Annotated in this window: 20 protein-coding genes and 2 pseudogenes; 2 read left to right on the top strand and 20 right to left on the bottom strand. The window is 39.8% G+C overall.

What is annotated here, in order from left to right; all coding sequences use genetic code 11:
- Nucleotides 1-167: 167 nt before the first annotated feature.
- A pseudogene (locus KHA88_RS02040) lies at nucleotides 168-364 on the top strand (transposase); the annotation flags it as partial.
- Between the two features lie 235 nt (nucleotides 365-599).
- On the opposite strand, the gene KHA88_RS02035 reads toward KHA88_RS02040, so the two are convergent.
- The 11 genes and pseudogenes from KHA88_RS02035 to rpsU form a co-directional block, all read right to left on the bottom strand.
- On the bottom strand, nucleotides 600-995 hold the full coding sequence (locus KHA88_RS02035) for a diacylglycerol kinase family protein (RefSeq protein ID WP_213106795.1): 396 nt from the start codon (nucleotides 993-995) through the stop codon (nucleotides 600-602).
- Entirely contained in the window at nucleotides 973-1,443 is a 471-nt protein-coding gene (gene ybeY / locus KHA88_RS02030; protein WP_213097423.1) for an rRNA maturation RNase YbeY, read from the bottom strand. Before ybeY ends, KHA88_RS02035 begins: the two co-directional genes overlap by 23 nt.
- Entirely contained in the window at nucleotides 1,427-3,637 is a 2,211-nt protein-coding gene (locus KHA88_RS02025; RefSeq protein WP_213106794.1) for an HD family phosphohydrolase, read from the bottom strand. The genes ybeY and KHA88_RS02025 overlap by 17 nt, the downstream gene beginning before the upstream one ends.
- A 177-nt stretch (nucleotides 3,638-3,814) precedes the next feature.
- Complete coding sequence (locus tag KHA88_RS02020) at nucleotides 3,815-4,789, bottom strand: PhoH family protein (RefSeq protein WP_213097425.1); 975 nt, start codon at nucleotides 4,787-4,789, stop codon at nucleotides 3,815-3,817.
- A gap of 3 nt (nucleotides 4,790-4,792) precedes the next feature.
- Entirely contained in the window at nucleotides 4,793-5,980 is a 1,188-nt protein-coding gene (yqfD, locus tag KHA88_RS02015) for a sporulation protein YqfD (protein WP_213097426.1), read from the bottom strand.
- Between the two features lie 12 nt (nucleotides 5,981-5,992).
- Entirely contained in the window at nucleotides 5,993-6,277 is a 285-nt protein-coding gene (gene yqfC, locus KHA88_RS02010; RefSeq protein WP_213097427.1) for a sporulation protein YqfC, read from the bottom strand.
- Between the two features lie 75 nt (nucleotides 6,278-6,352).
- Nucleotides 6,353-6,832 (bottom strand): hypothetical protein, encoded by a 480-nt coding sequence (locus KHA88_RS02005; RefSeq protein ID WP_213121344.1) that lies wholly within the window; start codon nucleotides 6,830-6,832, stop codon nucleotides 6,353-6,355.
- A 34-nt stretch (nucleotides 6,833-6,866) separates the two neighbouring features.
- Nucleotides 6,867-7,862, bottom strand: a complete 996-nt coding sequence (gene floA, locus KHA88_RS02000; protein WP_213097429.1) for a flotillin-like protein FloA — start codon at nucleotides 7,860-7,862, stop codon at nucleotides 6,867-6,869.
- Nucleotides 7,863-7,892: 30 nt separating this feature from the next.
- Nucleotides 7,893-9,194 (bottom strand): NfeD family protein, encoded by a 1,302-nt coding sequence (locus KHA88_RS01995; RefSeq protein ID WP_213121343.1) that lies wholly within the window; start codon nucleotides 9,192-9,194, stop codon nucleotides 7,893-7,895.
- 219 nt (nucleotides 9,195-9,413) lie between these two features.
- Nucleotides 9,414-9,601: pseudogene (locus tag KHA88_RS01990) on the bottom strand (GatB/YqeY domain-containing protein); the annotation flags it as partial.
- Nucleotides 9,602-9,689: 88 nt separating this feature from the next.
- Nucleotides 9,690-9,863 (bottom strand): 30S ribosomal protein S21, encoded by a 174-nt coding sequence (rpsU, locus tag KHA88_RS01985; RefSeq protein ID WP_213097431.1) that lies wholly within the window; start codon nucleotides 9,861-9,863, stop codon nucleotides 9,690-9,692.
- A gap of 186 nt (nucleotides 9,864-10,049) precedes the next feature.
- Between rpsU and KHA88_RS01980 the strand changes: the two genes are divergently transcribed.
- On the top strand, nucleotides 10,050-10,979 hold the full coding sequence (locus tag KHA88_RS01980) for a Na/Pi symporter (protein WP_213097432.1): 930 nt from the start codon (nucleotides 10,050-10,052) through the stop codon (nucleotides 10,977-10,979).
- A 34-nt stretch (nucleotides 10,980-11,013) separates the two neighbouring features.
- Here the strand turns inward: KHA88_RS01980 and mtaB are convergent, their stop codons facing one another.
- The 9 genes from mtaB to lepA all read right to left on the bottom strand — a co-directional run bounded on the left by mtaB (nucleotide 11,014) and on the right by lepA (nucleotide 22,161).
- Nucleotides 11,014-12,366, bottom strand: a complete 1,353-nt coding sequence (gene mtaB / locus KHA88_RS01975; protein ID WP_213097433.1) for a tRNA (N(6)-L-threonylcarbamoyladenosine(37)-C(2))-methylthiotransferase MtaB — start codon at nucleotides 12,364-12,366, stop codon at nucleotides 11,014-11,016.
- Between the two features lie 4 nt (nucleotides 12,367-12,370).
- Nucleotides 12,371-13,123: a 16S rRNA (uracil(1498)-N(3))-methyltransferase gene (locus tag KHA88_RS01970; protein ID WP_213097434.1), complete on the bottom strand. Its 753-nt coding sequence runs from the start codon at nucleotides 13,121-13,123 to the stop codon at nucleotides 12,371-12,373.
- A 12-nt stretch (nucleotides 13,124-13,135) separates the two neighbouring features.
- A complete protein-coding gene (gene prmA, locus KHA88_RS01965) occupies nucleotides 13,136-14,074 on the bottom strand; it encodes a 50S ribosomal protein L11 methyltransferase (protein ID WP_213097435.1) in 939 nt (312 codons plus the stop codon).
- A gap of 21 nt (nucleotides 14,075-14,095) precedes the next feature.
- A complete protein-coding gene (dnaJ, locus tag KHA88_RS01960) occupies nucleotides 14,096-15,220 on the bottom strand; it encodes a molecular chaperone DnaJ (RefSeq protein WP_213097436.1) in 1,125 nt (374 codons plus the stop codon).
- A 130-nt stretch (nucleotides 15,221-15,350) separates the two neighbouring features.
- Nucleotides 15,351-17,192, bottom strand: coding sequence for a molecular chaperone DnaK (gene dnaK, locus KHA88_RS01955; RefSeq protein ID WP_213097437.1), 1,842 nt, complete (start codon nucleotides 17,190-17,192; stop codon nucleotides 15,351-15,353).
- A 35-nt stretch (nucleotides 17,193-17,227) separates the two neighbouring features.
- Nucleotides 17,228-17,848 (bottom strand): nucleotide exchange factor GrpE, encoded by a 621-nt coding sequence (gene grpE, locus KHA88_RS01950; RefSeq protein ID WP_213097438.1) that lies wholly within the window; start codon nucleotides 17,846-17,848, stop codon nucleotides 17,228-17,230.
- Nucleotides 17,849-17,962: 114 nt separating this feature from the next.
- Entirely contained in the window at nucleotides 17,963-18,991 is a 1,029-nt protein-coding gene (gene hrcA / locus KHA88_RS01945; RefSeq protein ID WP_213097439.1) for a heat-inducible transcriptional repressor HrcA, read from the bottom strand.
- Between the two features lie 112 nt (nucleotides 18,992-19,103).
- Complete coding sequence (gene hemW, locus KHA88_RS01940) at nucleotides 19,104-20,231, bottom strand: radical SAM family heme chaperone HemW (RefSeq protein WP_213106793.1); 1,128 nt, start codon at nucleotides 20,229-20,231, stop codon at nucleotides 19,104-19,106.
- Between the two features lie 94 nt (nucleotides 20,232-20,325).
- Complete coding sequence (gene lepA, locus KHA88_RS01935; protein WP_213097441.1) at nucleotides 20,326-22,161, bottom strand: translation elongation factor 4; 1,836 nt, start codon at nucleotides 22,159-22,161, stop codon at nucleotides 20,326-20,328.
- Between the last annotated feature and the right edge of the window lie 19 nt (nucleotides 22,162-22,180).

Raw genomic sequence — 22,180 nt, 5'->3', positions numbered from 1 at the left:
TCCAGGATAGAGCAGGTTTTCCGAAGCTTAACGCTCGCTTTCCGCGGGGCGAGCGGACGCTTCTCCAAAACACTAAAATTCCACATTTTACTTTTCTGTTTAATCATTCATTTTTATAATGGAAAGTAAGACGGACCATGAGGTGATGGAAAATGATGACAAGAACCAAAATGCTTTATAAATTTAGAAAGGAAAAAATTGAGCGAAGTTTCGCAGACTCAAAAGAGCTACATGGGCTTCGCTTTTGCGGTTAAGGGGATTAAAGAACGCAGGTGAACAGGCTCTCCTTACTACATCCTGTCAAAATATAAAAAAGATTGCAACACACTTAGCAAGGTTAGATAAAGTGTGTTGCAATACTTAGGTTGATACGCATCCCTGTTGATTGGAGCGGAGGGCACTCGACTCCTGCGGGATTGAGAGGTCACGGGAGACCCCGCAGGCGCCAAAAGCGCCGAGGAGGCTCCCGGACCTCCCCGCGGAAAGCGAGTGCCCGGAGCGGAAATCAACAGGCCGGTCAGAAGAGACCATCAAAAAATGAAAAATTGCCGAGAAATATAACCTTTCTCGACAATCTAACTGCCTAAAAAGGCAGCATGTTAATAAATCATATGTAAAAGCTTTGGACCTAAAATCACTACTCCGATTATAGCTGCCATAAGTGCATACATAAGCACCGCTGCTGCAGCAAGATCTTTTGCTTGTTTAGCCAAAGGTTTGATTTCATCTGTTGCTAAATCAACTACACGTTCAAGAGCGGAATTGACAAGTTCAAGGGCAATCACACCAAATATAGAGACGAAGATAAATAACCATTCCATTTTGTTAATATTTAAGATACTGGCACAAACTGTTACTAGCAAAGCAGTAGTAAGATGTATTTGGAAATTTCTCTCTGACTTAGCTGCGTATTTCAGCCCATGAAAAGCATATTTAAATGAACGAGCAACCCGTTTTATCGAAAAAGTTCGGTTATCTTTCAAGGCCGTATCCATCAAGTATTTCGGTTTGTCTTGCAAACATTCGCTTTTCATCATTTTCATTCATATGGTCATACCCAAGTAAATGCAAAAATCCATGAATAGCTAGAAAACCAAGTTCTCGTTTAAATGAATGCCCATACTCTTCTGCTTGCTCCTGAGCCTTTTCAACGGAAATGATAATATCACCAAGGATTCGAGGAATGTGAACACCTTTTATTTCTATTTCATCTTCACCGATTTCTTCTAACGCGAAAGAAATAACATCTGTAGGCTGGTCTTTTCCCCGATACGTTTTATTAATTTCCTGAATATTTTCATTTGTAACAAATGTGACCGATAATTCGGTTCCATCATCTATTTGTTCTTTAGCTGCTGCATAGCCCAAGAGGTTCTCAATAAACTCAAGGTCAAGATTAGATAATTCTTTCGTTTCATCAATTAAATCAATTTGTAGTACCATCACGTATCACCTTCTGTTGTTTAAAATCAGGATACTCAATTCTAGAATGAAATATGCCGTTTAATGTTTCACAAAATGTTTCTTTTACAAGCTCAATTTCTTTTAATGTGAGGTCGCACTCATTAAACTGTCCATCTAGCAGCTTGTCTTGTGCAATAGCATGGACGAGTGAGCGTATTTCCTCAGGGGTAGGATTGGCCATTGACCGCACCGCCGCTTCGACACTATCCGCAAGGCTGATGACAGCATTTTCTTTCGTTTGGGGCTTCGGTCCCGGATAGCGATAATCATGTTCTGAAATACCTTCATTGGCTTTTTTAGCTTTAAAATAAAAATATTTAAGTAAACTAGTTCCGTGGTGTTGTTCTGCAATATCAACGATCTCTTTTGGCAGCTTATGTCTTCGGAGCTCTGCTGCTCCATCAGCTGTATGGGCAATAATGATATCCTTACTTGTCTCCGGCGGCAGCCGATCATGTGGGTTTTGAATATTAATTTGATTTTCAATGAAAAATGGAGGGCGTTTTGTTTTACCTACATCATGATAATAACATCCTACCCTCGCTAGAAGACCATTTGCACCTATGGCTTCACAAGCAGATTCAGCTAAATTTGCAACCATCACACTATGGTGATATGTTCCAGGCGTTTCTGTTAAAAGTTTCTTTAACAGTGGGTGATTCGGATTAGAAAGCTCAATCAATCTCATCGTAGATAATATCCCAAAACCTGCTTCAAAAAATGGCAGCAGTCCGATTGTAAATATGGCTGAAAGGAGTCCGGAAACAACCGAGTACAGACCATAATAAAAATACTCTGTTGCAGTAAACTGACCACTTCCAATTAAACTAAGAAAAAATATAAGCAAAATATTAATTCCTGAAACAAATAATCCCGCAGTTAAAATATGACTTCTTTCATTTCTTCCGGAAAGAAATAGCACGCCCGCCAAGCCGCTAAATAAAATATAAACTGCTATTTCTACATCTATTGTACTCGTAATTCCATCGTGGAATACAATACTTCCACATGCTGCCAGAATAATTGTCATAATTAAAGCAAACCGTTCGTTTATCATAATTTTTACGAGCATAGGAGCTAGTGCAGCGGGAAATATGTATGCAATTTCATTTAAGTTTGCCTTTTCCATCAATCCAATTATTTTCATAATAATTAATGATAAAATAAAGATTAGGCTTAGAAGCAGTAAGTGACTTTGCTTTTTTTCCTCGGGTAAAGTTAATCGGGATAAATAAATATACAACGTTCCAATTACAAGGACAATAAATATTCCTAAACCTACTAAAGGTTTTAAAGTCGGATTGCTTTTAAGTAATCCTAGCATTTCAAGTTGTCTATATGTTTCTCTATCGATTAAATGTCCTTCCTGCACAATGATTTGCCCTTGGAGTATTTTAATTGGCTCCACATCTTCCATTGCCTGTTTTCTTCTTTCCTCCGTTAGAGATTCATCATATAATTCGTTGGCTACAATCGCATATTGCCCTAATTCTGAAGCTGCATCAGCTAGATCTTTAGGAAGACCTGTCGCTTTGATTTTATCCGCTATTGCCATTTTTGCTACTTCAGTCATATCCTCACGAATCTTTTCGTTCATTGCTGCTTCAACCTGGTGGACAACAATGTCCTTCAAATTTTGTAATTGCAATGCGTCTGCTTGTAGTAATGATATTAATATTTGATCGGAAATGGAATTGGTAACATCTTCTGTAACATTCGCAGTCAATTTAGTTTTCAATAATTTCAACCTGTTTTCCAATGCTGAAGCTGCATCACCTTTTTTTTCTTCTACCTTTTCGCCTTTCCCTTGTTCCTTTTCATTTTTTCCCGGTAATCTAATGGATTCTAGATTGGTTTCTTTCACAAAGTCAAATATCGATGCAATTAATGACACCCTATTTTGCGCCATTTCCTTTTTAAAAACATATGCATTATCGACTGCCTCTGCTGCATTTTCCCGTTCTTCCTTTGTCTTTAATTCGTCTTCAATTGTTTTAGGCGAACGTATCGTTTTATCCGCAACGGAGAAAAGTTCCATATCATATGTTTCAGGTTTCATATTATGATAAAGTATTCCAAATAATAATAAAGCTAGTATGAAATATATTAGACTGGTAAAAACTTTGTAGCTAAGGAAAGAGCGGATTTTGCTTATATATGCTAAAAAGTCCATATAATCCCCCATACAAGTGTAATTGTTGTCACTAAATAGCTTTATTTTAAATAATATCAGTTTTTTTAGTTTAATACACTCCTATTTTATCAGAAAATAATAAAAACAGAAGTTTTCTAGAGCTGTAGATGCTTTCTCGCTGATTCAAACCCAAAAAAAATTAAAAATACCCGGAGCTTATTGTCCGGGTAGCGTATCATTTCGTTCATATGCTTCAATAATGCGTGCAACAAGAGGATGACGAACAACATCACTTTGATTAAGGTGAATAAAAGAAACACCTGAAACGCCGTTTAAGATAATTTCAGCCGCCATCAAACCAGATCTAGCCCCTTTTGGCAAGTCAACCTGTGTTGAGTCTCCTGTAATCACCATTTTCGATCCGAATCCAAGTCTGGTAAGGAACATTTTCATTTGTGCTTGTGTCGTATTTTGAGCTTCATCTAAGATCACAAATGCATCATCTAATGTTCTTCCCCTCATATATGCAAGCGGAGCGATTTCGATTGTTTCTCGATCAATCAGACGTTGTGTATGCTCAGCTCCCAGTACATCGTGTAGTGCATCGTATAAAGGTCTCAAATACGGGTCAACCTTTTCTTTCAAATCTCCTGGAAGAAATCCAAGACTTTCTCCAGCTTCTACCGCTGGCCGTGTAAGAATAATTTTATTGACGACATTATTCTTCAGTGCATTAACGGCCATGACAACGGCAAGATAGGTTTTTCCTGTACCTGCAGGACCAATCCCGAATACAAGATCCTTTTTCCTGATTGCATCTATATATTGACGCTGTCCCAATGTTTTTACTCTAATCGCTTTACCCTTTGTATTACGGGCAATTTCCTCATCGAAAAGTTCCGAAAAAGATTCTATTCTGTCATGCTTGGCCATTTTAGATGCGTATTCAACATCTCGCTCTCCTATATGAATCCCTTTTCTTATGACCATAAGCAGAGATTTAAGCGTTTCTTCTGCCTGACCGACATCGGAAGCCGTTCCGGAAACATTGACTGTTTCCCCGCGTGTTACAATAGTTACATCAAATTGTTCTTCGAGAATCTTTAAATTGATATCCGCATTTCCAAACAAAACAAATGCTTCATCAGCGTTTTCCAAATCGATCTTTGTTGTCGTAATTTCTTCTGACATGCGTTAGTCTCCTTGAATGATGGGTTTTTCCATTGCAATATTTTCAATCACTTGGAAAATTATTATTAACTTTACTTTACCATTCACAACTTCCTCATGCAAAATATATTCTTTATCTAGCTGTGCATCGGCCGGAATATTCACTTCCAAGTCTTTTTTCGCTAATATTTTTCCAGCTTCTATCGCTTCCCTTTTTGTCAGCGTACGCTGCATTTCTTCTTTTTCACGAATCGTTTTTTCCGAATAAACAAATGGCAGCTTCCAGCCTAAAAAAAAGAGATCATGGTTTATTATTTCAGTTTCAGAATGGCGATATTTATTTGGTCCAAACCCCCAAAAGGGAAGTGACACACTCCCTGCTTTTAACGAATGTTTCCTCTTTTCTGCTCCGTTATACACTTGGAGGGTCCTTTTTAATGGGTATTCCACGCTCGTCTTGTACCAAGTAATGCCCCATATTTTTCCTTGTGCCGATATATTCCGGTGTTTGTCTTCTTTACCAATCGTACCTGATACAAGAATCTGGCCTTTGTCCACATATTGATGAATTTTCACGAGCGGTATTCCTTTTTCAACAAACATATTGGCAATGATGGCTTTTTTTGTTGCTACAAGGTGGCCAGGACTTTTCATTTCTATTTTATCCGGTTCTGTTTTTTGGACAACTTGAAACTGATAGGTTGTCCCTTTCAATTCCACACCAACCCAAGTAATATTATCAATTCTTTCAGTGAGTTTACGTTGAATCGTATTTGGCTTATCACTTAGCAAGTGAAAAGTACCGACTTTAATTCCAAGATTAGTTAATTCTTTCCGGATTTTATGTTCAGTTTCTGGATCCGCACCTGTTATATGGATTCCCCATGTCATGTTAGAGAGTATAGCAGCCACAAGGAAAAACATAAAAATACCGATAAGAAATCCACCATTCTTCCTTGTCCGTTTCCATAGAAAAGGAATGCCCTCACCACGTTGAAATGATAAGGAGCAATCTGCCTTGCGTGCGGCATGCCTTAGCTTATGTACATCAGGAAGAGCAATGTAAAAATGAACACCTCCAGATTTTTGCCTTTTAACTTTCCATATAATAAGGCCAGATTGAGCGAGTCGATTAATCAGCCTTTCAATCCCTTTGCCTTCCGCTTTTACCAAAACTCTTCCCGCTAAGAATGTTAGCCATTGATTTTTCAATCATGCCACTCCCTATTCATTTAAATAATGAACTTCTTCTATTTTGCCTTCCAGTAAAATTTCTTCTGGCAGAATGGTTTTGATTACAAATGATTTTCCCTTAACAAGTAGCTGCCCTTGCTTTAAAAGAAGTCTAAGTTCAGTGTCAGTAAATACGAGGAGTCCTTTATGGTTCTCAATATATATGTGGAGCTGTCCGACCATTGTCACTCGAGGAAGGTCCATCGCTACGTCAGTTGGAAGTTCCATTTTTAATGCCATCCATTTTCGTAAGCTATTAGCCCATTTTTTGGCCATGAAAAAGAACCCCCTTTCCTCTCATATGTATGAGTAGAAAGGGGGTTTCATCACAATTTTTCTATCTTCCGTGCTTTATATTCGCCTATAAGGCTTTTTAGCACGGGGTGGGCCTAAAACTTCCGACATTACAATCCCTTTTAAAATATCGTTACCTTCAAATTGAAGTTCTGTAACAATATGTTCTTTTGGGGTATTGGTGATCATCGTTTTTATATCTACAGCTTTTTTCCGCAAAGTTTCTTCTTCTTTTTTTAAATCTTCCATTTTCGTCAGCACTTCAGCTTTTTTTTCGATAATGGTCGGTTGGGTCTTAGCAACGAGAATTTCAGCTGCTTCTTTTAAATTCCGTGCTTTGCTGAGATCCGGAAAATCATGCTGCGGTATCGGTCTGTTTAAATCTTTTCTTTGTTCATTTTCCATTTGCACAGGCTGAACTGGCTGAGCTGTTGGACGTCCTTGATGTCGCCGCAGTTCCTGATGGTTGGCAACCTTTTTTCGATTAAAAATTAGGCTGACTATAGCAATAATAATAAAAAGTAAAAATTGCTCCAAAGGAGTTACCCCCTTTCATTTAGCTCGTGCATACTTATTCTGTCTTATTTCCGTCTTTCGGTTTTGTCATTTTACCAATTGAGTCACGCATATCAGTGTCAGCATCAATATTTTTTAATGAAAAGTAATCCATTACACCGAGGTTTCCTGATTTCAAGGCATCCGCCATTGCAAGTGGAACCTCTGCCTCTGCTTCGACTACCTTCGCTCTCATTTCTTCTACTTTCGCTCTCATTTCCTGCTCACTTGCAACAGCCATCGCTCTTCTTTCTTCCGCCTTCGCTTGCGCAATCTTCTTATCTGCTTCGGCTTGATCCGTTTGCAATTGAGCTCCAATGTTCTTGCCGATATCAACGTCTGCGATATCAATCGAGAGGATTTCGAATGCCGTCCCTGCATCAAGTCCTTTTGCCAATACGGTACGAGAAATCATGTCAGGATTTTCTAACACCTTTGCATGATTATCACTAGAACCGATGGTTGAAATAACCCCTTCACCGACACGTGCTATGACTGTTTCTTCACCTGCACCACCGACGAGGCGATCGATATTTGCGCGAACCGTTATTCTTGCTTTTGCTTTTACTTCAATACCATTCATGGCTACTCCCGCGATAAACGGTGTTTCAATGACCTTTGGGTTAACACTCATTTGAACGGCTTCCAAAACGTTACGTCCTGCAAGATCAATGGCAGCTGCACGCTCAAACGATAATTCAATATTTGCTCTTTGCGCCGCAATTAGGGCATTGACAACTCTGTCTACGTTACCACCAGCAAGATAATGACTTTCAAGTTGGTTTGTAGCAACATTAATTCCAGCTTTATGCGCTTTAATCAAAGGATTGACGACACGGCCAGGAATTACCCTTCTCAGCCTCATTCCAATTAATGTGAAAATACCTATTCTTACACCTGCTGCAAGCGCAGAGATCCATAGTCCAATTGGAACAAATGTAAATAAAATAGAAAGGACTATGATACCAATAACGATTGCCACTAATAAAAATATTGTGTCAGCACCTAACATATTTCTTCCTCCTCATTTCTGGAAAATCAATCAGCTTTCTCGTACAACGATACGAGAGCCTTCGACTTTAATTACTTTAATTTTTGTATTATTTTCAATAAAGCTTCCCTCTGCAACAACGTCTAACCGTTCATCATCGATCTGGGCTGTACCAGCTGGTCTCAGGGCAGTCACAGTAATCCCTTCACGCCCAAGCAGTTCTAAACGGTTTACATTTGAAACGTAGCCGCTCTCTGTGTTTGTAGAATCGGTTAATATTAGCTTTTTAAATATATTCATACGTTTACCAAACACCTTTACCATTATGATGATAGACAATGCCGCGAGAAATAGAGCAATAATGATTGAAATGGCCATATGCACGATATTCCCACCAGCCATAAGAATACTGCCTATGATTGCTACTGTTCCAAGTAGCCCGGCAATCCCTCCTGAAAGGAAAAACTCAGCTGCTACAAGAAGAATACCTAAAGCAAAAAGAATAATGGATTCATAACCAGCTAATCCGGCAACGTAGTGGCCATAAAAGAAAAGCAATAATGCACTTATTCCCATCCCTCCCGGTAATCCAAAGCCAGGGGAATAAAGCTCTAAAACTAAACCCAAACTTGCAATTGAAAGTAGAATCGGAACAACGACAGGATTGGTGATCAACCTGGCAAAAGACTCGGCAAAGGTCATCTTCACTGTATGAACATTGGCATCTTCGTAGCCAAGATCTTTAATCAGTTCATTTATGTCTTTAACGGTTCCTTCGGAATAACCAACTTTAAATGCTTGATCTGCTTCAAGCGTAAGCAGTTCGCCTTTTTTCTTCAAATCCGGCAAATCAATATTACCGTTTGCCATCGCCTTGGCAATTTCAGGATTACGGTCACTTTGTTTTGCCGCACCTTCCATCGCAGCGAGCCACATGCTTTCCGCTTTTTCACCAGCTGTATTCCCTTGTTGATTGATTACCGCTGCGGCCCCCATTACGGCACCCGGCTTCATATATATTTTATCCGTATGAAGCGCAATATAAGAACCTGCGGATATAGCCCAAGAATTAACGAATGTAACTGTCTTTATATTAGTATTAGAAATCCGATTGCCGATATCCCGTGCAGCATCGACTGCACCTCCGGGAGTATTCATGTCAAAAATGATCAGATCAGCCTCGTTTTCCTCCGCCGTTTTGATCGCCCTGTTCAAAAAAGCATTTAATCCTTTTTCTACGTCATCTTTGATTGGTATTACATATACATTCGCTCCTTTGCCGTCAGCTTGGACAGGTAATATTAACAGAAAAGCTGCAGCGAGGAAACAAATGGTAATCATTACCCTCTTCATACATTCTCCCCCCTCCCGAAGCATATGTACCAGTAATACGGTCAGAAATAGAAAAGGTTTCGTGTTTTTTTCCGTTCTATCTTTATTATAACTGAAATCCGTATGGAAAACTCTAAAATAAACAATTTAAAAGCCGATAAGCGTTTGCTCATCGGCTTTAATAACTGCTGATTATAATAGATGCCTCTACCAGCTTGCTATGCGCAAGCTAGTTCCAGCATATATATTCACAAAAACGAGTTCATTTCGAAATTTTCGGGCGAGATCTTCACGACCCGCGTTTTCAAATTCCTGGAGGGAGTCTATGCGTTGCTTACTTCGCGAGAAAGGAACGTCAACTCTTCTTCTTCCGATCATTGTTGTCTGCCAAACGAAATGATTTCATTTTGTCGGGCTGCTTTCAGCATTCGAACGACAGAGAGCTTATCTTTGTCTTATTTCACGCTTGTATAAATCAACATTTAAAAGCTCGAGAAGACTCTTTAGTACACCTCATTAGAACTTGCGTTTTCTGGCAGCTTCAGATTTTTTCTTACGTTTTACGCTTGGCTTTTCATAAAATTCGCGCTTTCTAAATTCTTGTAAAGTTCCTGTCTTAGAAACTGTACGTTTGAAGCGGCGAAGAGCATCTTCAAGCGATTCGTTTTTACGAACAACTGTTTTTGACATCTCTCTTTCCCTCCCTCCGAACATAGCGATAACATGTTCACACATGGAAAATCCATGTACTTTGCAATTATAATATAAGGCTATTGACAGGTCAACAATCTTTATTTTTTTTGGACAGACAACATCGATACTTTTTTGCATGTCCTCATGACTCGCACCATATGATGAACGAGAGAGGTGAGGGACATGCTTTATATTTTACTTTTTGTTATTCTAGCAGCCTGTTTTTTGCTTGGTATGACATGGATGAGGGTCGGCCTGTTCAATCTGTCAGGAAGTGCTATGGAGAACTGGCTTCGAAAGGTGACTGGCACACCTTTAAAAGGAATGATTGCCGGTATTGCAATGACAGCCGTGCTTCAAAGTAGTTCCGCGGTAACCGTTATTGCAGTTGGCCTTGTTTCAGCTCGAATCCTTTCTTTTCCCCAAACAATTGGAATTATTTTAGGAACTAATATTGGTACAACCATTACTCTTGAATTTTTTACTTTTGATTTATCGAAAATAATTATCCCGCTTCTCACTATAGGAGTGATTCTGCAATTTTTCCGAAGAACTAAATTAAAAAGCTGGAGCTTTATATTTATGGGTATCGGTATTATTTTTGCAGCAATGAATGGATTTGAATGGCTTTCGAGCCGACTTGCAGACATTGATTACATACAAAACTTAATTTATGTGATGAGGGGAAATGCTTCCATAGCTTTTCTAATAGGCGTATTTCTGACGGCTCTAATTCAATCTAGCACGGTGATGACCGGCATTGCTATGAGTTTTTTGGGGGCTGGAATCTTTCCGCTCGAAACCGGTATTGCCATTATGCTGGGGGCAAATATTGGGACTTGCGCGACTGCTCTGCTCGCAGGGATTGGAGCCGGGCGTGAGGCTCGCCTTACTGCATATGCCCATATGTGGCTAAACATTGGCGGTGCGGTACTATTTTTGCCATTTATTCATTTTTTGGCTGGGGTAAGCAGTACATTGACATCCGAACCGGGAACACAGTTGGCACATGCGAGTGTCATCTACAATTTGGTTTGTTCCTTATTGGTATTTCCATTTGCCAATCGTTTCAGCCACTTTATTAGCTGGATGCACGGAAAGGAGAAACAATAAAAAGAACTGCAGCAAAACACTGCAGTTCATACTTTTAAATTACCATCGATGCCGGAGTATTAGTATCATCCATCACTCGAACGAATTGTCCTTCGTTATATGGATAGCCAGCCTTTGTAATTTTTACCTTTACCAATTTACCAACCATCTCTTCAGAAGCCGGGAAAACCACTTTTAAATAATTATCCGAATAACCTTCATACAGGCCACTATCCTGATTTTCTTTAAATACTTCTTCTGGAATCACTTCAAGGACTTCATTTTCAAAGCGGGAAGCATATTCTTTTGCCAATTGGTCAGAAAGTGCTATCAGTCTGTGAACACGGTCATTTTTAATATTTTCATCGACTTGATCTGTCATCCGCGCTGCCGGAGTACCTGTCCGTTTTGAATAAGGGAAGACATGTAATTCGGAAAATCCATGTTCTTTTACAAAATTATATGTTTCCATAAACTCTTCTTCCGTCTCTCCGGGAAAACCAACGATCACATCGGAAGTAATCGCAAGGCCTGGAAGTGCCTTTTTAAGGAGTTCCAAACGCTCAGCAAAGAATTCCATCGTATACTTGCGACGCATTCTTTTTAAAACGGTATTAGATCCGGATTGAAGCGGGATATGCAAATGTCTTACGACAAGCTTTGATTTATCGATTGTATCAATGACCTCATCTGTCAGCTGGCTTGCTTCAATTGAAGATATCCTAATTCGTTTCAGACCGCTTACCTGCGCTTCCAAATCACGTAATAGGGCTGCAAGGTTATAGTCCTTCATATCTTCGCCGTAGCCGCCTGTATGGATGCCTGTAAGGACAATTTCTTTATAACCAGCATCAACAAGCTGCTGGGCCTGGCGAATAACTTCTTGCGGGTCACGGGAACGCATTAACCCTCGAGCCCATGGAATGATACAGAATGTGCAAAAATTATTACAGCCTTCTTGAATTTTTAATGAAGCACGCGTCCGATCCGTAAACGCTGGGACATCAAGTTCTTCATAGACGCGGTTTTTCATAATATTGCCTACGCCATTAATAGGCTGGCGCTCTTCCTTGAACTGTTCTATATAATCAAGCATTTTCACTCGATCCTGTGTCCCGACGACAACATCAACACCAGGAATGGCCATAATTTCAGCCGGAGATGTTTGCGCATAGCAACCTGTCACGCAGATGACCGCATCGGGATTATTACGGATGGCTCGGCGTATGACCTGTCGGCTTTTTTTATCTCCAGTATTTGTAACAGTGCATGTATTGATGACATATACGTCAGCTGTGCCCTCAAATTCTACGCGTTCGTAGCCGTTGTTTTTAAATAATTGCCAAATTGCTTCAGTTTCATAGTGGTTCACTTTACAACCTAATGTATGAAATGCTACTAGAGACATATAATCACCTCATTAATTCAAAATGATAGGAAATGGCCGATAATGCATATAACGGCGCTGTTTCCGTTCTTAAAATTCTTGGTCCAAGACCACATAATTCAAAGCCTTGAGCACTTAATTCACTTGCTTCCTTACTCGTAAGTCCACCTTCTGGCCCGAATACAAGCAAGATTTTATCTTCTTGCTTCGCAAAATTTAATTCTTTCACAAAATTCTTTTGTTCTCCACTTTTAGCTTCCTCTTCATAAGCGACAATCTTTCGATCAAATTTTCGGCTTAAATCAATCAATTCATTGAAAGAAATTGGCGAATGAACGGGCGGTAATACTTGTCGATGGGATTGTTCGGCTGCTTCTTTAGCGATTTTATTCCATCGTTCAAGCTTTTTTGGCGCCTTTTTATCATCCCATTTTACAATGGAGCGGCCAGCAATGAAAGGGACAAATTCGGAAGCACCGAGTTCAGTTCCCTTTTGTATGATCCATTCCAATTTGTCCCCTTTGGGCAGCCCGCTCGCAATTGCTATATGAACTGGAAGTTCTTTATCCTGCTTTTCCAAATCCGTGATTTCCGCCTCGACATATGAATCCGATATATGGGTAATTTTCGCAGAAGCAGTTTTGGCATCTTTATATACAACCCAAATCAAATCCCCTTCGTTCATCCTCATCACTCGAGCAATGTGATGAAAATCATCTCCGGAAATTCTTACTGATTTTTGGTCACTATAAACTTCTTCAATAAAATAGCGCTGCATATGTCCACCCCATTACGTGCGTCTTGCAACAAAAGCTACCCAATCCTCCATAACGAGTGTTTCCTCAATGGAAAAGCCAGCTGCTTGGATCGCATCTTTTACTTCCTGTTTCTTTTGTTGAATAATCCCAGATGTGATGAAATAGCCACCCTGCTTAACAATCTTTGCCGCATCTTTAGTAAAACGCAAAATAACTTCAGCCAAAATATTGGCTACAACTACATCTGCTTGTTTATCGAGTCCATGAAGCAAATCTCCATGGCGAACCTCAACAATGTCAGAAACTTTATTTAATACTACATTTTCTCTCGCTGATTCTACCGCGACTTCATCAAGATCAAGGGCCGTAACAGTTTGTGCACCTAACAGAGCTGCTGCAATGCTTAAAACTCCCGATCCAGTTCCGACATCAACGACATCATCGCCTTTTTGAACAGTCTTTTCCAAGGCCTGTATACACATCACAGTCGTTGGATGTGTACCGGTACCAAAAGCCATTCCTGGATCTAGTTCGATAATCAGTTCATCGCTGCTGACACGTTCATAGTCTTCCCATGTTGGTACAATTGTAAAGGTTTCGGATATTTTCACAGGGTTATAATACTTTTTCCAAGCTGTTGCCCAATCTTCTTCTTTCACTTCTGTTGTAGAAACTTGGTTATTACCGATATCGATATCAAATGTAGTAAGATTCGTAATTTCCTGTTTGATTGAATCCACAGTTTCACTTATAAAACTGTTAACAGGCAAATAAGCTTTAATCATAACCCCAACCTCCGGGTAATCCGCGGGGTTTAGATCATAAATTTCCCCAAACCAATCATTGCGCTCCTTAGTCAATTCTACAGGATCCTCAATGACAACTCCGCTTGCTCCCGCCTCATGCAGAATGTTGGATATAGGTTCAACTGCTTCGTTAGTAGTATGGATGCTTATTTCGGTCCATTTCATCGCACACCGTCTCCAATCAAATTAATCGCCTTTAAAAGCACGTTTTACTTTGTCGAAAAAACTTTCATGATGCTCATCCGGTACATCGCCACCTATATCGGAGAAATCACGCAACAGCTGTTTCTGTTGGTCTGTCAATTTTGTTGGAGTAATGATTTTCACATGGATATGCTGGTCTCCTACTCCGTAACCTCTCACATTGGATACACCTTTTCCTCGTAAACGGAATTGTGTTCCGGTCTGTGTACCTGCAGGAATTTTCAATTTTACTTTTCCGTGAAGGGTAGGCACTTCAATTTCATCGCCTAAGGCAGCTTGAGCAAATGTAATCGGCATCTCACAATAAATGTCATCGCCGTCGCGTTCAAAAAATTCATGTGACCTAACATGGAAAACCACGTAGAGATCTCCTGGAGGGCCACCATTCACGCCCGGCTCCCCTTGACCCGAAACACGCATTTGTTGACCATCGTCAACACCTTTTGGTATTTTCACATTGATTTTTTTTCTTTTCGTTACTTTACCGTCTCCACCACATGTGCGACACTTTTCTTTAATTAATTTACCTGTGCCTTGACAGTGATGACACACTCGTCGATTCACAATGCGACCAAATGGAGTATTTTGTTCGACATTCAGCTGACCGCTTCCATGACAATGAGAACATGTTTCCGGTGTAGTGCCAGGCTTTGCGCCACTTCCGTCACATGTTTCACATGTCTCTTCCCTTGGAATTTCAATCGTTGTTTCCTTACCAAATACCGCCTCTTCAAAAGAAAGTGTCATTGTATATTGAAGATCTGCCCCTTGTCTAGGTGCGTTCGGATCTCTCCTGCCGCCTCCACCAAAGAATGTACTAAATATATCTTCAAATCCACTAAAGCCGCCGAAATCGGAGCCACCAAAGCCACCACCGCCAAACCCTTGAGGTCCGTCGTGGCCAAACTGATCATACTGTGCTCTTTTTTGCTCATCGCTTAATACTTCATAAGCTTCGGTTGCTTCTTTAAATTTTTCTTCAGCCCCCGGCTCTTTGTTTATATCCGGGTGATATTGTTTAGATAAACGTCGATAGGCTTTTTTAATTTCATCTTGAGACGCATTTTCTGTAACGCCTAATACTTCATAATAATCCCTTTTACTCATGTAAACACACTCCCGAGTCTTTTCACATAACGTTTATTTTAACACATTTCGTATAAAGATTGAAATACTTCCATAAGAAAAGCCAAAGCCTTTATTATCGGCTTTGACTTTCAATACTTCATTAAAATTATTACTTATTCTCTTTTTCGTCTTCCACTTCTTCAAACTCAGCGTCCACGATATTATCGTCTCCACTTCCAGCTTGACCGCCTTCAGCATCTTGCTGAGCTTGCGCTTGTTTAGCAGCTTCTTCATATAGCTTCATAGACAAGTTTTGGACGATTTCCTGAAGAGCATCTTTCTTCTCACGGATTTCATTCAGTTCGTTTTTCTCAACAGCAGCTTTCAAAGCATCTTTCGCTTCCTCTGCTTTTTTCACTTCTGCTTCTTCCACTTTGCCTTCAAGGTCTTTAAGTGTTTTTTCAGTTGTGAAAATTAATTGATCAGCATCATTTCGCAGTTCAACTTCTTCTTTACGTTGTTTATCTGCTTCAGCGTTTTCTTCCGCTTCTCTTACCATGCGATCAACTTCATCCTCAGACAACCCAGATGAAGACTTGATTGTAATATTTTGTTCTTTGCCTGTTCCTAGATCTTTTGCACTAACGTTTACAATTCCGTTTTTATCGATATCAAATTTGACTTCGATTTGCGGAATGCCGCGCGGTGCTGGCGGAATATCAGACAATTGGAAACGGCCGAGCGTCTTATTATCTGCAGCCATTGATCTTTCACCTTGTAAAACGTGGATATCCACTGCCGTTTGGTTATCAGCCGCAGTAGAAAACACTTGCGCTTTAGAAGTTGGAATCGTTGTATTACGATCAATCAGCTTTGTAAATACTGCGCCCATTGTTTCAATTCCAAGTGAAAGAGGTGTAACGTCAAGTAGTACAACATCTTTTACGTCTCCTGTTAAAACTCCACCTTGAATGGAAGCACCCATTGCAACAACTTCGTCAGGATTGACACCTTTATGAGGTTCTTTTCCTGTTTCTTTGCGGATTGCTTCTTGAACAGCAGGTATTCTTGTAGAACCACCGACAAGGATTACTTTATCAATCTCTGAAGCTGATTTCCCTGAATCTTTTAATGCTTGACGAGTAGGTCCCATCGTTCTTTCTACAAGTCCCGATGTCAATTCATCGAATTTCGCACGTGTAAGCGTTAATTCCATATGCAATGGACCAGCTTCGCCAGCCGTGATAAATGGAAGTGAAATTTGTGTGGAAGTTACTCCAGAAAGATCTTTCTTGGCTTTTTCCGCTGCGTCTTTTAGACGTTGCAATGCCATTTTATCTTGTGAAAGATCGATTCCATTTTCTTTTCTGAATTCAGCTACAAGGTGATCGATTACCACTTGGTCAAAATCATCTCCACCAAGACGGTTATCACCAGCAGTTGCTAGTACTTCAAAAACTCCGTCGCCTAGTTCCATGATAGAGACGTCAAATGTTCCGCCCCCAAGATCATAAACCAAAATCGTTTGGTCTTCGTCTGTTTTATCGAGTCCGTATGCAAGAGCTGCAGCTGTTGGCTCGTTGATGATACGCTCTACTTCTAGACCAGCAATGATACCAGCATCCCTAGTCGCTTGACGCTCCGCATCATTAAAGTATGCTGGAACCGTGATGACAGCTTTTTCTACCTTTTCTCCTAGGTAATCTTCGGCATATGATTTTAAATATTGAAGGATGATCGCAGAAAGCTCCTGTGGAGTGTATTCTTTACCTTCAATATCTTCCGTATGCTGAGTTCCCATGTGGCGTTTAATGGACATTACCGTATTCGGGTTCGTAATTGCTTGACGCTTAGCTACTTCCCCAACTTGGCGTTCACCATTTTTAAAAGCAATGACAGATGGAGTTGTTCGGTTTCCTTCTGGATTAGGGATTACCTTTGGTTCTCCACCTTCAAGCACTGCCACACATGAGTTTGTAGTACCTAAGTCAATTCCGATAATTTTGCTCATGTTCATGTACCTCCTAAAAATATGTAGTTTGATCTTTATTTATTTACCTTTACCATTGAAGGCCTGATCACACGATCTTTCAATTTATAGCCTTTTTGAAATTCTTCCACAATCACGTTGGAACCAAACTGTTCATCATCAGTTTGCATTACAGCTTGATGGAGATTAGGATCAAACTCATTCCCAACAGCTTCAATCTGTTCTGCACCTTCTTGCCTTAGCGCATCGATAATGCTGCGGTATACCATTCCAACACCATCTAGCAATGCTTTAGCCTGTTCATTATCCACCTCTATTTGCATCGCCCGCTCAAAGTTGTCAATCGCAGGCAAAAGGTTGGTAATAAGGCTTTGAGCTCTATATTTTTCGCTTGCCTCCCGATCAAGTTGGGTGCGGCGGCGGAAATTTTCAAAATCAGCATACAAACGCAAATAACGGTTTTCAGCTTCTTCAAGTTTTTCTTCAAGTTCAGAAATGGGTGTTACAGTATTTTCAACTGTCACATCCTCATTGACTTCCTCTGCTTGTTCAACAGTATCTGTTTGGTCATCCTTAACTTCCTCATTTGAAGCTTGGTTCGTTTCAGTTGTTTCTTCAGTTACCTCGTTTGTTTGATCTTCCAAATTTTCAAGTACTTCTTTTGTTTCATCGTTCATACCAATATTTCACCTCCTTAAAAGTAAAAGCGAAAGGCGTTTGTCGGTTCTAACGCCTTTAGCAAAATAACTAATGAATGGATAGGACCGTTGCCCTCAATATTGCCGATTATTCTACTGATGATACAGCCTTGTTAAAGCAATACTCATATCCTTACTAATAAAGTCGAGTAAGCTGATGACGCGGGAATATTCCATTCTTGTTGGTCCCAATATCGCAATAGTCCCTACGTCCTCTTCACCAATTGAATACGTAGCAGTAATTAAGCTGCAGTCTTCCATCATCGTGTTCTTATTCTCTTTGCCGATTTTAACATGTATCCCGCTCGGAGTATGCTTAAACAACTCATATATTCCCTGTTCATGGTCAATCATGTCCATTAACGAACGAATTTTTTCAATATTATTGAATTCAGGTTGATTTAACATGTTCATTTTACCGCCAAAAAACAACTTTTCGCCAGCGGGAGTATCAAGCGTTTCTGAAATTGTTCTGAGCATATAATCATACTGTTGAATATTTCTTTGCAAAATTATCGCAACTTCTTTATAAATAGTCTCCCTCAGCTCAGAAATTGGAACCCCGACAAGTTTGTCATTCAAAATATTTACAAGCTTCTCAATTTCTTCCGGTGCAATATTTTCCGGGAGTGTAAATATGCGATTTTCCACATGTCCCGTATCAGTAATAATAATTGCCACTGCTGTTTCCTGATTAAGCGGAACAATTTGGAGTTTCTTTAATTTATTTTCTTTCACGGCGGGACCAAGTAAAATCGCTGTGTAATTGGTCAGTTCGGATAGAATTTTGGTTGATCTCTGTGCAATATTTTCCATTTCATAAATTCGCTCGGCAAAAATCGAATGGATTTTCTTTATATCATTCGTATGCAAGGTATGTGGTGCAAGCAAATGGTCCACATAGTAACGATATCCCTTTTCTGAAGGAACTCGTCCGGATGATGTGTGTGTTTTTTCAATGAAGCCATATTCTTCCAGATCAGCCATTTCATTTCTAATCGTAGCTGAGCTAAGAAGAATTTCTTTCTTTTTTGAAAGGCTTCTAGATCCTACAGGTTGAGCCGATCGAATAAAGTCATCAATGATTACTTGCAATATGAGAAGTTGACGATCTGTTAGCAAGATTTATCACCTCTGTTAGCACTCTATTCACACGAGTGCTAAATCTATAATTAAAGTAACAAAATGCTTAGTTGATGTCAACGATTTTACACCTATAGCCGTGACAAATTTCTTATAGAAGAAATGATTGAAAAACTTCATTTCCCAGGAAGCGACCTGACTTGGTCAATTTAATAAAATCATCTTCAATACATAAAAGTCCACGCCCGATCATTTGGTCAATCGGCCCTTGAAAGGTGTCCAAGAGATTTTCATTAAACTTCTCTTTGAATCGATGAATATTTACGCCCTCTGATTTCCTCAACCCCAGGAACATTTCTTCCTCCATCTTTTCTTTTTTCGAGACGGTATTTTGCTCAAATATTGGTCTTTCCCCCATTGATAAAGGTTCCATATATTTTTTCAAAGGCCCAGCATTCGAATACCTTACACCATTTACATATCCATGTGCACCTGCTCCAAAACCAAAGTATTCCTCGTTGTCCCAATACACTAAGTTATGGAGACTTTCAAAGCCAGGTTTCGAAAAATTGCTGATTTCATACTGCTTTAACCCTTTTTTCTCCATCTCTTCCATCACTAGACGATACATTTCAGCCTCAATGTCTTCTCCAGGAAGAGATAATTTACCCTTCCTCATTAAATTATAAAAAACAGTTTTTGGCTCGACAATGAGTGAGTAGCTTGAATAATGGGGAAGGTCCAGTGCGAGTGCTTCATTAAGCGTAGATTGAAAATCGGAAATTGTTTGTCCCGGCAAGGCATAAATTAAATCGATGCTAATATTTGTAAATCCCAGATTCTGAGCCGATTCAATGGAAGCATATACATCCTTGACACGGTGTGAACGGCCAATTCTCGCGAGGAGTTCATCATTAAACGATTGAACACCAAAACTAAGTCGATTCACGCCGTACTCCGATAAAACTTTCAGTTTCTCTTTCGATAAATCTCCTGGATTTGCCTCAAAGGTAAACTCCCCATTGTGAAGTGGCAAATATTCTCTGATGCCTTTACAAAGGACTTCAAGTTGCTTTTCAGTTAGCGACGTCGGCGTACCTCCTCCGACAAAGATTGTATCTAATTGTTGAACTGGATTTTGTTCAAGAGCAATTTCGAATTCTTTTATTAGTAGGCGAACATATTCATCTACAGGCTGACCTTGGAGGAAAACTTTATTAAAATCACAATAATGGCAAATATGTTCACAAAAAGGGATATGGATATATGCTGCTTTCATTTTTTCACAACCTTAAAATTATAATAAAACAAAGGGGAAGTTCAGCTTGATCATATATCAGGCCTTACTCCCCCGTACATACTATGTCAGCTTTTTATTTAGACTTTCCCGTTTCGTCCCTTTTTAAGACGGCCATAAATGCCTCTTGAGGAACCTCAACGGAACCAACCTGCTTCATTCGCTTTTTACCTTCTTTTTGTTTTTCTAATAATTTTCGTTTCCTGGAAATATCACCGCCGTAACATTTTGCCAGAACGTTTTTACCCATTGATTTTATGGTCGAACGTGCAACAATTTTTTGGCCGATAGCCGCTTGTACGGGAACCTCAAATTGTTGTCGAGGAATAAGCTCTTTTAGCTTTTCAACAATGACTTTTCCTCTTTCATAAGCAAAATCGCTATGGACAATAAAGCTTAATGCATCCACTTGTTCCCCGTTTAATAAAATATCCATCTTCACCAATTTAGATGGCTGATAGCCAATCATTTCATAATCAAACGAGGCATAACCTTTTGTATTTGATTTTAATTGATCGAAAAAGTCGTACACAATTTCGGCAAGGGGAATTTCATAAACGACATTCACTCTAATATCATCCAAATATTGCATATCAACAAAATTGCCACGCTTATCTTGAGACAATTCCATAACTGCACCAACATAATCATTCGGTACCATCATTGATGCCTTGACATATGGTTCTTCTACATGATCAATTTTTTGCGGATCAGGCATATTGGAAGGATTGTCTACATTTAAAACAGTGCCATCTGTCATATGAACTTTGTATATAACACTTGGTGCCGTCGTAATTAAATCAATTTTAAATTCGCGTTCAATCCGCTCTTGGATAATTTCCATATGGAGTAGCCCAAGGAACCCACAGCGGAAGCCGAAGCCAAGTGCTTGTGATGATTCAGGCTCATACTGGAGCGCAGAATCATTTAGCTCCAGCTTTTCAAGTGCCTCTCTCAAATCATTGAACTTGGCAGAATCAATTGGATAAAGTCCACAATACACCATAGGGTTTAACTTTCGATATCCAGGAAGTGCTTCCTTAGCAGGATTACTTGCGCTAGTGATCGTATCGCCAACCTGTGTTTCTCCTACCTTTTTAATAGAGGCAGTTAAAAAACCAACATCTCCGACCGTTAATTCATCGACCAACATCGGTTTTGGTGAGTGCACACCTACTTCTGAAACTTCAAATTCTTTTCCTGTTGACATCATTTTTATTTTGTCTCCAGCTTTCACTGTACCTTCTACAACTCGGATATAGGCAATGACACCACGATAGGCATCATAAAGCGAATCGAAAATAAGTGCCTGTAACGGTCCATTAGGATCTCCTTTAGGCGCAGGAACTTTCTCAACAATTTGCTCAAGTATATCTTCAATTCCGATGCCTGCTTTTGCAGAGGCCAAAACAGCATCTGATGCATCAAGCCCAATTACATCTTCGATTTCCTTTTTAACTCGTTCCGGATCCGCTGCTGGCAAATCAATTTTATTTATGACTGGGAGAATTTCAAGCTCATTGTCCAGAGCCAAATAAACATTCGCTAGGGTTTGCGCTTCGATCCCCTGAGCGGCATCAACTACGAGTATGGCCCCTTCGCATGCAGCAAGGCTTCTCGATACTTCATAGGTAAAATCCACATGTCCTGGCGTATCAATTAAGTGGAGAGTATAGTCTTCTCCGTCTTTCGCTCTATATTTTAATTGAACAGCATTTAATTTAATGGTAATGCCCCGCTCCCGCTCCAAGTCCATGGAATCTAGCAACTGGCTTTTCATTTCACGTGATGTGAGTGCTTTCGTCTGTTCTAAAATCCGGTCTGCCAATGTTGATTTCCCGTGATCTATATGGGCAATGATTGAAAAGTTACGGATTTTTTCTTGTCTTTTTAATCTTTCGTCATGATTCATTTTTTTCACTCCTGTTAAT

This window comes from Lederbergia citrea (assembly GCF_018343525.1).
Taxonomy (GTDB): domain Bacteria; phylum Bacillota; class Bacilli; order Bacillales; family Bacillaceae_C; genus Lederbergia; species Lederbergia citrea.
This window is presented reverse-complemented; position numbering and strand designations above follow the sequence as displayed.